The sequence below is a fragment of the Xanthomonas sp. NCPPB 1132 genome, assembly GCF_056629235.1.
Map to the genome: position 1 here is coordinate 3,244,537 of NZ_CM152819.1, position 12,184 is coordinate 3,256,720.

Here is a 12,184-nt window from a genome sequence, read left to right on the forward strand (position 1 = left end):
TCAGGCCTCCAGCGCGTAGCCGAGGCCGCGATGGGTGCGGATCGGATCGTGGACGGCGCCGGCCGCGCGCAATTTGGCGCGCAGGGTCTTGATGTGGGTATCGACCGTGCGGTCGGCGCTGTCGGCGCTGCTGTCCCAACCGCGGTCCATCAGTTGCGCGCGGCTGAGAATGGCACCGGGCCGCTGCAGCAGCGCCGCCAGCAGCGCGTACTCGTAGCGGGTCAGGTCCAGCACCACGCCTTGCCAGCGGATACGGCGGGCGTCGCGGTCGATGGCGAAATCGCCGTGCTGCTGCCAGCCGGCGTCGGCATCGCCCACCACCACCGCCGGGCGCCGCAGCCGCGCCCGCACCCGTGCGACCAGCTCGCGCGGCGAGAACGGCTTGGCCATGTAGTCGTCGGCGCCCAGTTCCAGGCCGAGCACACGGTCGATCTCCTCGTTGCGCGCGGTCAGGAACAGCACCGGCACCTGGCTGAAACCGCGCAGCGTGCGGCACACCTCGAACCCGCTCAGGTCCGGCAGGCCCACGTCCAGCACCACCACGTCGATGCCGCCCTCGCGCAGCTGCGCCAGCGCCTCGCGCCCGAGCTGGCAATGCCGCACCGCGTAGCCCTCGCTGCGCAGCGCGTACAGCACGGTGTCGGCGATGGCGGATTCGTCCTCGACCACGAGGACACAGGCGGCGGCAGGCGTGGACATGGCGCGCAGCATAGCCGCCGCGCAGGCGCCGCGGCAGTCCGTGCGGCGTGCGGCGCGTACAGGCCGGCGTCAGCGATCGCTGCCGCCGCGCAGGTGGGCCGCGCCCGGCGGCGCCGCCAGCTCCACCCGGTTGCGACCACCGTGCTTGGCCCGGTACAGCGCCGCATCGGCGCGCGCCAGCAGCGCCTGGCTGCTCTCGCCGGCGCCGGCCTCGGCGACGCCGATGCTGACGGTCAGGCGCAGGCCCGGCACGATCGCGTCGAACGCCTGCCGTTCCAGCACCTCGCGCAGCTGCCCCGCCAGTTGGCTCGCCTCGGCGCAGGTGGCACCGGGCAGCAACGCCAGGAACTCCTCGCCGCCGGTGCGGCCGAAGCTGTCGTTCCTGCGCAGGCGCTGGCGCAGGGTCGTGGCGACCAGCCGCAGCACCTGGTCGCCCGCAGCGTGGCCGTGCTCGTCGTTGATCCGCTTGAAGTGATCCACGTCCAGCGCCAGCACCGACAGCGGCATGCGCCCGCCGCGCGGCAACACAGTCAGTGCAGTGTCGAGTTCGGCCAGCACCTGGCGCCGCGAGGCGACGCCGGTGAGGCTGTCGATGCGCACTTCGCGGCGGGCGCCGCGCAGGCGCCCGAGGGTCAGGAACAGCACGCCGCCCAGCACGGCCAGCAACAGCAGCGCCGCGCCCAGCAACGCGCGCCGCAGAGTCGCCTCGCGCTCCATCGCCTGCAGCCGGTTGCGCTGGGTTTCGGCCTTCTGCGCCAGTTGCAGCGCCGCCAGGTCGCGCTCGCGGCTTTCCGACTCGGCGATCAGGAATTGCGATTGCTCGCGCTGCATGCGCGTGTCCAGTTCCTGCTGCACGCGCATCTGCGCCTCGCGCGCATCCAGCGCCTGGCGCCAGGCGCCCAGCGCGCGCAAGGCCGTGGCCTTGAGGTCGAGCACGTCGCTGAGGCTGCGCAGGTCGCCGTTGGCGCGGTAGCCCTGCTCGGCCCGCTCGACCAGCGCCAGCGCGGCCCGCGCATCGCCGCTGCGTTCGGTGATCAGCGCGTCCACGTAGTCACGCCGCGCGCGCATCAGCCGCGTGGCGCCCATCGCGACCAGTTGCGCCTCGGCCTGCTGCCGCTGCGCGCGTGCCTGCGGCAGGTTGCCCAGCAGCGCGTTGACCCGGGCCGCGCGCAGCAGCAACGACGCCTGCGAGCCTTCCTGCGGATGCCGGCCATGCAGTTCCGCTGCGCGCAGATAGGCGGCCAGCGCCGCCGGCAGGTCGCCACGCTGCTCGGCGATGGCGCCTTCACGCTCCACCGCCAGCGCCTGCATGTAGCCGCCATCGCCCTGCCTGGCCCGCTGCAGGACCTCGGCGACGACCTGCTGCGACAGGTCCAGCAGGCCCATGTCCAGGTAGGCGTCGGCGATGCCGATCAGGGTCAGCAGCGCCACCCAGCCGCCATCGCGCCGTGCGTCGAGCGCACGCAGTTCCTGCAGGGTGCGCAGCGACTGCGCGTAGTGGCCGGCGTCGCGCTCGGCGAAGGCACGCATGCGCAGGACCGCTGCGCGTCGGTCAGCGCCAGGATCGTGGTGGCGGGCCGCAGATAGGCCGGGCGCTGGCCGTCGTTGTACAGCGCATAGGTTTCGCACAGCAGGTACTCCAGCCGGACCTGCACATGGGTGCGCGCGATCGCGCCGCGCGCGCCGCGCCGCGCCTGCTCCACCGCCGCGGCCGGACCCTGCGGAAAATGCTGGCAGTCGAAGGCGTCCAGGCGCGCGCGCCGCACCGGGTCGCTGGCAGGCAGCAGCGCCTGCAGCCGCGCATGCGCGACGCGGTAGGCCTGCTCGTCGGCGGCCATGTCCTTGCCGTGCGCACCGACATCCTCGATCAGCGCATCGAACGCCGCAGCCTGTGCCGCGCGGGGGCTGGATGGCTCGGCACGGGCGGCGCCGAATGCGGCGAACGGCAGTGCCAGTGCAAGAACACCGAGCAACAGGGAAGAAGGCATCGACATGCAGACCGTGGCACTCGCCGACCGCCCATCTGGCATCGGCACTGCGCACCCGAACGCTGCGACGACGCCTGCGCCCGGGTGCACAGGCCCAATCGTCCACGCCGTCCGGCCCCAGGCCCGGAAAGCGCCGCGGCCGCGAGCGGCCACCCGCCTAGTGTACCGCGGCGGCGGAGACGCCCTGCCCGGCATCGCGGCAGGCGTGGCCGGCCGACGTGGCGCCCCGTACACTGCGCGGATGAATTACCGCCACGCCTTCCACGCCGGCAACCATGCCGACGTCCTCAAGCACATCGTGCTGCTGGCGCTGCTCGATGCGTTCAAGCGCAAGGACAGCCCGTTCTTCGTGCTCGACACCCACGCCGGGCGCGGCCGCTACCTGTTTGCGGCCAGCGAGGCGCGCAAGACCGGCGAGGCGGTCGCCGGCGTGCTGCGGCTGATGGGCCAGCCGACCCTGCCGGAGGTGGTGGAGCGCTATCTGCGCGCAGTGCAGGCCGACAACCCAGTGGGAGGGAAAGATGCGAGTCCCTCGCAAAAGCCCGCACGTCCTTGTGCGGGGATTCAACTAAAGCACTATCCCGGCTCGCCGCTGCTGGTGGCGCAGGCGCTGCGCACGCAGGACCGGTTGGCCGCCTGCGAACTGCAGCCCGAGGAAGCCGCCGAACTCAAGGCGTTGTTCGCCCACGACCGCCGCGTGCAGGTGCATGCCGGCGACGGCTATGCAGCGATCAAGGCGTTCCTGCCGCCGAAGTCCGGGGCCAACCGGATCGGCCGCGGGCTGGTGCTGATCGATCCGCCCTACGAAGCGCAGGACGCCGAGTACCCGCTTATCGTGGCCGCGCTGCGCGAGACCCTGAGCCGCTGGCCGCAGGCGGTGTGCGCGGTGTGGTATCCGATCAAGCAGCGCCGCAGCCTGCAGCCGTTCTTCCGCAAGGCCGCGGCGTTGCCGGTGGCGTCGGCGCTGGTCGCCGAACTGCAGGTGCGCCCGGACGATTCGCCGCTGCGGCTCAACGGCAGCGGCATGCTGCTGCTCAATCCGCCCTGGCAGTTCGAGCAGGTGCTGGCGCAGGCGCTGCCGCCGCTGAAGGCGCACCTGGGCGAGGCCGGCGCCAGCACGCGCCTGGAGTGGCTCAAGCGCGAGGCGTGAGGTGTTGGCGGCGGCGCACTCGTGCGCTCAGAAGCAGTCCCAGTGGTAGGCGACCCGGCTGAAATCGCCGCGCCGCAGGTCGTCCGGATCGATGAAGAAATTGGCGACGCCGCTGTCGCCCCACATCATCTCCTCGTCGCTGTCCAACTGCAGCAGCAGGACCTGCTTGTCCTGCAGGGTACGCGGGTCTTCCTGGGTGAACTCCGGGTAGCCGCCGAGCTTGTTGCCGCCACGGCTCAGCGCATCGAACAGCGCGTCGTCCACCGCATCCTGCGACACCGCGTGGCGCTTGGCGTAGGCGGCGGCCACCTGCTCCAGCGGCCTGCCCATCACCTGCTCGAAGCGCACATCGCTGCTGCCGGTGGTTTCCTCGCCGGCGTCGAACCGCATCGCCCGCGGCCGCGCCGGATCGAACGGCAGCGTGTCGGCCGCCAGCAACGGCACCTCGGCCTGCCGCGCCGACGCCTTCGGCTGCGGCCAGTACACCACGCGGAAATTGCGTTGTTCGCTCAACGCGGCCAGGTCGCTGCGCGCGCCACCGAAGTTGGCCCCGTAGAAATCGTCGCCGCCGATGAAGAACTGCAGCATGCCCTGGCGCGGGTAGCCGGGCAGCGGCGGTATCCGCGCCAGATCGATCTGCGCCAGCAGCGCCAGCGGCTGGCCGTCGGCCGCGTGCGGATACGGCCTGTCCGCGGTCCAGTAGGGACGCCCGCCGACCTTGCTGGCCAGGCGATCGTCCTGCGCCATCGGCTGCAGTTGCACCTGCAGCACCGGCCGGCGCGTGGCCTGCAGGCGCACCTGGTACGGGGCCAATGCCTGTGTCGCCAGTTGCTCCGCATCGGCGACTGGAGCGGCGGCAGTAGCGGTCGGCGTGTCGTGGTGCTGCGCGCGCAGCAGCCACCTGCCACCGCCCACCAGCAACCCCACCAGCAGCGCGGCCAGGCCCAGCCCGATCGCCGCGGAGACGGCCACGGCATGCGATGTCTTCATCGTCGTGCATTCCCTTGAACGAAGCGCCACTCTAGCAAGACCACCCGAACGGCACATCGGCAGGACGCTGCGTTCACGGGCGTAAGGTTTTGGTAATGCGAGAATCCAGGCTTCGTCGAGGATCATACGGCCATGGCTACCCGCAACCGCATGCCTCCGTGGCATGAAACCTTCACCCTGCCCAGTGGGCGCGAATTGCTGATCCGGCCGATCCGGCCGGAGGACAGCGCGCCGCTGCAGGGTGCCTTCGGCCTGCTCGGGCCGACCGAGATCCGCGAGCGCTTCCTGCATTCGACGCAGGAACTGACCGAGGACATGGCGCAACGCCTCACCCATCCCAATCCGAAGTCGGAGCTGATCCTGGTCGCGGCCGAGCCGCTGCCGCCGGGCGAGGCCGTGGTCGGCGCGGTGGCGCGCGCGGCGATCAACCCCGGCACCCGCGAGGCGCAGTACGCGATCCTGGTCAGCAGCTTCGTCTCCGGGCAAGGGCTGGGCCGGCAACTGATGCGCAAGCTGGTCAAGTGGGCGCGCCGCAAGTACCTGGACCGGCTCTACGGCGACGTGCTCGAACGCAACGTGCCGATGCTGCAGCTGGCCGAGTCGCTGGGCTTCCAGCGCATGCCGCATCCGGACAATCCGGACCTGGTGCGGGTGGTGCTGGAACTGGGTAACTGAGTCCCCGCGCACCGACCTACTCTTCGCCATCCCCTCCCGCGCAGCCAACCGGCGCGCGGCGTTTCCCGGGTTGCGCCGCGCCGGTCGCGGCACCCGGCTTTGCTAAACTCCACGGTCCATGCCGCCCCTTCCCTTCCCCGTTCCGCCGCTGCCCAAGTCCGGCCAGCTCCGCGCGCACTGGCGCGCTCCCGCGTCCTCCACCGCACTGGCCTGGCACATCGCCTGCGCCGCGTCCGCGCATCGCGGGCCGTTGCTGGTGGTCGCACGCGACAACCAGAGCGCGCATCAGCTCGAAGCCGACCTGCACAGCCTGCTCGGCGACGATCCGGGCCTGCCGGTGGTGCCGTTTCCGGACTGGGAAACCCTGCCCTACGACCAGTTCAGTCCGCACCCGGACATCGTCAGCCAGCGCCTGGCCGCGCTGCACCGGCTGCCGACGCTGACCCAGGGCATCGTGGTGGTGCCGGTGCAGACGCTGATGCAGCGGGTGGCGCCGCTGCGCTACATCGTCGGCGGCAGTTTCGACCTGCGCGTGGGCCAGCGCCTGGACCTGGATGCGGAGAAGCGGCGGCTGGAAAGCGCCGGCTACCGCAACGTGCCGCAGGTGATGGACCCGGGCGATTTCGCCGTGCGCGGCGGCCTGCTCGACGTGTACCCGATGGGCACCGACGCACCGTTGCGCATCGAACTGCTGGACGAGGACATCGATTCGATCCGCGCCTTCGACCCGGAGTCGCAGCGTTCGCTGGATCATGTGCAGGCGGTGCGCATGCTGCCCGGGCGCGAAGTGCCGATGGACGATGCGAGCGTGGAGCGGGTGTTGGCCGCGCTGCGCGAACGTTTCGACGTGGACACCCGGCGCAGCGCGCTGTACCAGGATCTGAAGGCCGGGCTGGCGCCGTCGGGCATCGAGTACTACCTGCCGCTGTTCTTCCAGGAGACCCGTGGCAGCGGCGCGCGCGAGGCCACCGCCACCCTGTTCGATTACCTGGGCGAGCACGTGCTGCCGCTGATCGCCCCGGGCGTGGGCGCCGCCGCCGACGCGTTCTGGGCGCAGACCCAGGCCCGCTACGAGCAACGCCGCCACGACGTGGAGCGCCCGCTGCTGGCGCCGGAGGAGCTGTACCAGGCGCCGGACGCGCTGCGCGAACGCCTCAACGGGCTGCCGCGCATCGACGTGTGGGCCGCCGACCATCCACGCATCGACGAGGCGCAGGCGCTGGGCGACCAGCCGCTGCCGCCGCTGCCGGTGGCGGCCAAGGACGCCGCACCGGGCGCAGCGCTGAAGAGCTTCCTCGATCACTACCCGGGCCGGGTGCTGATCGCGGCCGATTCGCCGGGCCGCCGCGAGGCGCTGCTGGAAGTGTTGGCGGCCGCGGAGTTGAAGCCGGAGGTGCTGCCGAATTTCGCGGCATTTGTTCCTTCTCCCACCGGGAGAAGGTGGCGCGAAGCGCCGGATGAGGGTGCGGCGTCTGCGCGGCCCTCATCGAAGAAGGCGGGTGCTTCGGCAAGTTCCACGGTTGCGCAGACGGGCTCCACTAGCGGTCGGACCCTCACCCCAACCCCTCTCTCCCACGGGGACTCCCTGCGGTCGCCGGAGGGAGAGGGGCTTGATGCTGCACGCTTTGCCATTGCCGTGGCGCCGCTCGACGACGGCTTCGCGTTGCAGGAGCCGCGCATCGCGGTGCTGACCGAGCGCCAGTTGTTCCCCGAGCGCGCCAGCCAGCCGCGGCGCAGCCGGCGCGTGGGGCGCGAGCCGGAAGCGATCATCCGCGACCTGGGCGAGCTGTCCGAGGGCGCGCCGATCGTGCACGAGGACCACGGCGTCGGCCGCTACCGCGGGCTGATCGTGCTCGATGCCGGCGGCATGCCCGGCGAGTTCCTGGAAATCGAGTACGCCAAGGGCGACCGGCTGTACGTGCCGGTCGCGCAGTTGCACCTGATCAGCCGCTACTCCGGCGCCTCGGCCGAGACCGCGCCGCTGCATTCGCTGGGCGGCGAGCAATGGACCAAGGCCAAGCGCAAGGCCGCCGAGAAGGTGCGCGACGTGGCCGCGGAGCTGCTGGAGATCCAGGCGCGGCGCCAGGCCCGCGCCGGGCTGGCGCTGCAGGTGGACCGGGCGATGTACGAACCGTTCGCCGCCGGCTTCCCGTTCGAGGAAACCCCGGACCAGTTGGCCGCGATCGACGCCACCCTGCGCGACCTGGCCAGCAGCCAGCCGATGGACCGCGTAGTGTGCGGCGACGTCGGTTTCGGCAAGACCGAGGTCGCGGTGCGCGCGGCCTTCGCCGCGGCCAGCGCCGGCAAGCAGGTGGCGGTGCTGGTGCCGACCACGCTGCTGGCCGAACAGCACTACCGCAACTTCCGCGACCGCTTCGCCGACTACCCGCTCAAGGTCGAGGTGCTGTCGCGCTTCAAGAGCAGCAAGGAGATCAAGGCCGAGCTGGAGAAGGTCGCCGCCGGCAGCATCGACGTGATCGTCGGCACCCATCGCCTGCTGCAGCCGGACGTGAAGTTCAAGGACCTGGGCATGGTCATCGTCGACGAGGAGCAGCGCTTCGGTGTGCGCCAGAAGGAAGCGCTGAAGGCGCTGCGTGCCAACGTGCACCTGCTGACCCTTACCGCCACGCCGATCCCGCGCACCTTGAACATGGCCATGGCCGGCCTGCGCGACCTGTCGATCATCGCCACGCCGCCGCCGAACCGGCTGGCGGTGCAGACCTTCGTCACCCAATGGGATAACGCGCTGCTGCGCGAAGCCTTCCAGCGCGAACTGGCGCGCGGCGGCCAGCTGTACTTTCTGTACAACGACGTGGAGAGCATCGGCCGCATGCAGCGCGAGCTGAGCGAACTTGTGCCGGAAGCGCGCATCGGTATCGCCCACGGGCAGATGCCCGAGCGCGAGCTGGAAAAGGTGATGCTGGATTTCCAGAAGCAGCGCTTCAACGTGCTGCTGTCGACCACGATCATCGAATCGGGCATCGACATCCCCAACGCCAACACCATCGTCATCAACCGCGCCGACCGTTTCGGCCTGGCGCAGCTGCACCAGTTGCGCGGCCGCGTCGGCCGTTCGCACCATCGCGCCTACGCCTATCTGCTGGTACCGGACCGGCGCAGCATCACCCCCGATGCGCAGAAGCGCCTGGATGCGATCGCCTCGATGGACGAACTGGGCGCCGGCTTCACCCTCGCCACCCACGATCTGGAAATCCGCGGCGCCGGCGAACTGCTCGGCGAGGACCAGAGCGGGCAGATGGCCGAGGTCGGCTTCAGCCTGTACACCGAGCTGCTGGAACGCGCGGTGCGCAGCATTCGCCAGGGCAAGCTGCCGGACCTGGATGCCGGCGAGGAAGTACGCGGCGCCGAAGTGGAACTGCATGTGCCGGCGCTGATCCCCGACGACTACCTGCCCGACGTGCATACGCGCCTGACCCTGTACAAGCGCATCTCCAGCGCCCGCGACAGCGACGGCCTGCGCGAACTGCAGGTGGAGATGATCGACCGCTTCGGCCTGCTGCCGGATCCGGTGAAGCACCTGTTCGCGATCGCCGAACTGAAGCTGCAGGCCAATGCGCTGGGCATCCGCAAGCTGGAACTGGGCGAACACGGCGGACGCCTGGTGTTCGAGGCCAAGCCCAACGTGGATCCGATGACCATCATCCAGATGATCCAGAAGCAGCCCAAGCTGTACGCGATGGATGGCCCGGACAAGCTGAAGCTCAAGCTGCCGCTGCCGGAAGCGGCCGACCGTTTCAATGCCGCGCGCGGGCTGCTGACCGCGCTGTCGCCACGCTGAGCGACGCGGGCGACCCTGCCCGCACTGCGCCCACGAGCGGCCACCGTACAGGGGCCGCAGTTGTCTTTCCCACACACGCCATCGCGACATGCGGCGGCGTACGGCGCGCCTGCAGCTGACGCAACACGCGGACGCTGCGGTCTTCACGTGAAGACCGACGAACACGCGTCGCGCGGCTTTTTTGACGTCTTCACGCGCCGTCTCGTTTGGCACGGCACGTGCAACAGACCTTGAAGCACACCGCGGCCAAAGCGTTTATGGGATGCGCATCTTGCGCTGGTCTGAACCACTCAGGCTTGCGTCCGGTGTGGGAGACAAATGCTTCACGCGTGCTAAATATTTCTAAATATTTCCTGTCCGCGCCGATATCGCTTTCACCGAAGCCGGCGACACCGGCTTTTCCCACTTCCCTGCCGGAGACCCGCCATGCGCTCGACGCCCCCCGACGAACAGGATCCGCCGCTGCAGCTGATCGTGGACGGCGACATGACCATCCGCCGTGCGGCCGAACTCAAGCCGCTGCTGCTGCCCGCGCTGGAACATCCCGGCGGGTTGCGCCTGCAGTTGCAGGAGGTGACCGACATCGACGCCACCGGCGTGCAACTGCTGCTGGCCACCCAGGCCGCGCTGCGCGCGCTGGGACGCCCATTCCAGCTCGAGGGCTGCAGCACCGCGGTCGGCGATGCGCTGGCCCTGCTCGGCCTGGACGACGCGTTCGAGCGCGTCGGCGACGACACCCTTCACTAATCGGCAGCACGACATGAACATGGATCAATTGCTGCAGACCTTCATCGCCGAGAGCCGCGACCTGCTCGAGGACATGGAGCGCAATCTGTTGGAAGCCGAGCGCGGCGAAGCCGGTCCCGATTCGGTCAACGCGATCTTTCGCGCCGCTCACACCATCAAGGGCTCCGGTGGCCTGTTCGACCTGGCGCAACTGGTCGGCTTCACCCACGTGGTGGAGAGCGTGCTGGACCTGGTGCGCGAGCAAGCGGTCGCGCTGGATTCGGAGCTGATCCAACTGATGCTGGCCTGCTGCGACCACATCCGCGCGCTGGTGGAAGCCGCGGCCGGCGGCAAGGCCGACGAAGCCACGCTCAACGCCGACGGCGCGCCGCTGCTGCAACGCCTGCAGACCTACCTGCAACCCGCCGCCACGCCGGCGGCCAAGGCAAGCGCCGCCGCGGCAGCGCCGGCCGTGCCCGCGCACACCGGCTACTGGCGAATCTCGCTGCAGCTGTTCACCGATGCGCTGCGCTTCGGCAACTCGCCGCTGCACCTGATCCGCTGCCTGCGCAGCCTCGGCAGCCTGGAAGCGGTGCGCACCCGCCACGACCGCGTGCCGGCGCTGCCGGACCTGGATCCGGAAGCCTGCTACCTGGGCTTCGACATCCTGCTGCGCAGCGACGCGCAACAGGCCGCGATCGAGGACATCTTCGAATTCGTGCGCGACGACTGCGACCTGCAGGTGCTGGCGGTGGACCCGCAGGGCGACGCCGCCAACCTGGATCTGCCGCTGCTGGTGGCCGAGGCCGGCAGCCAGGCCAGTGCCGACGATTTCGCCGGGTTCGACAACGCCGACGCGCCGGTTGCGGCCGCGCCCGCCGCGGCCAGCACGCCGGCGGCAGCGGCCGCCACTGCCGCCAGCGCCGGCCCGGCCAAAGCCGCGGGCGCGCGCGGGGAAGGCGGCTCGATCCGCGTCGACGCCGACAAGCTGGACCGCATGATCGACCTGGTCGGCGAGCTGATCATCGCCGTCGCCAGCACCGGCGCCAACGCCCAGCGCACCGGCGATGCGCAATTGCTGGAATCCACCTCGATCCTGGCCGGGCTGGTCGAAGAGGTGCGCGAAAGCGCGCTGCAGCTGCGCATGGTCAAGATCGGCGGCACCTTCAGCCGCTTCCACCGCGTGGTCCACGACGTGGCCCGCGAGCTGGGCAAGGACATCGCGCTGGTGGTCAATGGCGAGGACACCGAGCTGGACAAGTCGGTGGTGGAGAAGATCGCCGATCCGCTGACCCACCTGGTGCGCAACGCCATGGATCACGGCATCGAACCGGCCGAGGTGCGCCAGGCGCGCGGCAAGCCGGTACGCGGCACCGTGCGGCTCAACGCCTTCCACGATTCCGGCAGCATCGTCATCCAGATCAGCGACGACGGCGGCGGCCTCAACCGCGACCGGATCCTGGCCAAGGCGCTGGAGCGCGGCCTGATCGAACCCGGCCGCCAGCTCTCGGACCGCGAAGTGTTCGCGCTGATCTTCGAGCCGGGCTTCTCCACCGCCGAGAAGGTCACCAACCTGTCCGGCCGCGGGGTCGGCATGGACGTGGTCAAGCGCAACATCGCCGCGCTGCGCGGCAGCGTGGACATCAGCAGCCAGCAGGACGTCGGCACCACCATCTCGGTGCGGCTGCCGCTGACCCTGGCCATCATCAACGGCTTCCAGGTCGGGGTCGGCAAGTCGGTGTTCGTGGTGCCGCTGGACGTGGTCGAGGAATGCGTGGAGTTCGCGCCGAACTACCAGAGCGAGTACATCGACCTGCGCGGCAACGTGCTGCCCTACGTACGCCTGCGCTCGCTGTTCGCCATCGCCGGCGCGCCGCCGGCGCGCGAGAGCATCGTGGTGATCCGCCAGGGCGCGCAGCGGTTCGGCCTGGTGGTCGACACCCTGCTCGGCGAGTGGCAGACCGTGATCAAGCCGCTCTCCAAGGTCTTCGCCCAGGTCAAGGGCATCAGTGGCTCCAGCATTCTCGGCAGCGGTGGGGTCGCGTTGATCCTGGACGTGCCGTCGCTGCTCGGCCAGTTGCAACCCGGCGCCGAATCGCTGGCGGCCTGAGCCGCCGCACCGCCCGCCGTCATTCATACGTCGCGCCATCAACCAGG

General features: G+C 70.3%; 9 protein-coding genes. 5 read left to right on the top strand and 4 right to left on the bottom strand.

Annotated features, from left to right (window positions below):
* From creB to AC1G9L_RS13880, 3 genes are read right to left on the bottom strand one after another with little or no spacing between them, the layout of a single operon-like run.
* Positions 1–711, bottom strand: coding sequence for a two-component system response regulator CreB (gene creB, locus AC1G9L_RS13870; protein ID WP_019799918.1), 711 nt, complete (start codon positions 709–711; stop codon positions 1–3).
* Positions 712–768: 57 nt separating this feature from the next.
* The gene (locus AC1G9L_RS13875) at positions 769–2,229 is read right to left on the bottom strand and encodes a GGDEF domain-containing protein (protein WP_481069330.1); all 1,461 of its coding nucleotides are present in this window, start codon (positions 2,227–2,229) and stop codon (positions 769–771) included.
* Positions 2,118–2,687, bottom strand: a complete 570-nt coding sequence (locus AC1G9L_RS13880) for a hypothetical protein (protein WP_481069331.1) — start codon at positions 2,685–2,687, stop codon at positions 2,118–2,120. The genes AC1G9L_RS13875 and AC1G9L_RS13880 overlap by 112 nt, the downstream gene beginning before the upstream one ends.
* A gap of 241 nt (positions 2,688–2,928) precedes the next feature.
* Between AC1G9L_RS13880 and AC1G9L_RS13885 the strand changes: the two genes are divergently transcribed.
* Entirely contained in the window at positions 2,929–3,837 is a 909-nt protein-coding gene (locus AC1G9L_RS13885; protein WP_019801357.1) for a 23S rRNA (adenine(2030)-N(6))-methyltransferase RlmJ, read from the top strand.
* 27 nt (positions 3,838–3,864) lie between these two features.
* Here the strand turns inward: AC1G9L_RS13885 and AC1G9L_RS13890 are convergent, their stop codons facing one another.
* On the bottom strand, positions 3,865–4,827 hold the full coding sequence (locus AC1G9L_RS13890; protein WP_019801356.1) for a DUF1963 domain-containing protein: 963 nt from the start codon (positions 4,825–4,827) through the stop codon (positions 3,865–3,867).
* A gap of 132 nt (positions 4,828–4,959) precedes the next feature.
* Between AC1G9L_RS13890 and AC1G9L_RS13895 the strand changes: the two genes are divergently transcribed.
* The 4 genes from AC1G9L_RS13895 to AC1G9L_RS13910 all read left to right on the top strand — a co-directional run bounded on the left by AC1G9L_RS13895 (position 4,960) and on the right by AC1G9L_RS13910 (position 12,137).
* Positions 4,960–5,502 (top strand): GNAT family N-acetyltransferase, encoded by a 543-nt coding sequence (locus AC1G9L_RS13895; RefSeq protein ID WP_010343463.1) that lies wholly within the window; start codon positions 4,960–4,962, stop codon positions 5,500–5,502.
* A gap of 118 nt (positions 5,503–5,620) precedes the next feature.
* Positions 5,621–9,301, top strand: coding sequence for a transcription-repair coupling factor (mfd, locus tag AC1G9L_RS13900; RefSeq protein WP_481069332.1), 3,681 nt, complete (start codon positions 5,621–5,623; stop codon positions 9,299–9,301).
* A 426-nt stretch (positions 9,302–9,727) separates the two neighbouring features.
* The gene (locus AC1G9L_RS13905) at positions 9,728–10,048 is read left to right on the top strand and encodes an STAS domain-containing protein (RefSeq protein WP_010343460.1); all 321 of its coding nucleotides are present in this window, start codon (positions 9,728–9,730) and stop codon (positions 10,046–10,048) included.
* 13 nt (positions 10,049–10,061) lie between these two features.
* Entirely contained in the window at positions 10,062–12,137 is a 2,076-nt protein-coding gene (locus AC1G9L_RS13910) for a chemotaxis protein CheA (RefSeq protein ID WP_481069333.1), read from the top strand.
* Positions 12,138–12,184 lie beyond the last annotated feature (47 nt).

What these genes read in the sequence shown, in the direction of transcription:
- AC1G9L_RS13880 (WP_481069331.1), bottom strand. Translation starts at nt 2,687, where the DNA reads ATGCCTTCTTCCCTGTTGCTCGGTGTTCTTGCACTGGCACTGCCGTTC.
- AC1G9L_RS13885 (WP_019801357.1), top strand. Translation starts at nt 2,929, where the DNA reads ATGAATTACCGCCACGCCTTCCACGCCGGCAACCATGCCGACGTCCTC.
- AC1G9L_RS13905 (WP_010343460.1), top strand. Translation starts at nt 9,728, where the DNA reads ATGCGCTCGACGCCCCCCGACGAACAGGATCCGCCGCTGCAGCTGATC.
- AC1G9L_RS13895 (WP_010343463.1), top strand. Translation starts at nt 4,960, where the DNA reads ATGGCTACCCGCAACCGCATGCCTCCGTGGCATGAAACCTTCACCCTG.
- AC1G9L_RS13890 (WP_019801356.1), bottom strand. Translation starts at nt 4,827, where the DNA reads ATGAAGACATCGCATGCCGTGGCCGTCTCCGCGGCGATCGGGCTGGGC.
- AC1G9L_RS13875 (WP_481069330.1), bottom strand. Translation starts at nt 2,229, where the DNA reads ATGCGTGCCTTCGCCGAGCGCGACGCCGGCCACTACGCGCAGTCGCTG.
- AC1G9L_RS13910 (WP_481069333.1), top strand. Translation starts at nt 10,062, where the DNA reads ATGAACATGGATCAATTGCTGCAGACCTTCATCGCCGAGAGCCGCGAC.
- creB (WP_019799918.1), bottom strand. Translation starts at nt 711, where the DNA reads ATGCTGCGCGCCATGTCCACGCCTGCCGCCGCCTGTGTCCTCGTGGTC.
- mfd (WP_481069332.1), top strand. Translation starts at nt 5,621, where the DNA reads ATGCCGCCCCTTCCCTTCCCCGTTCCGCCGCTGCCCAAGTCCGGCCAG.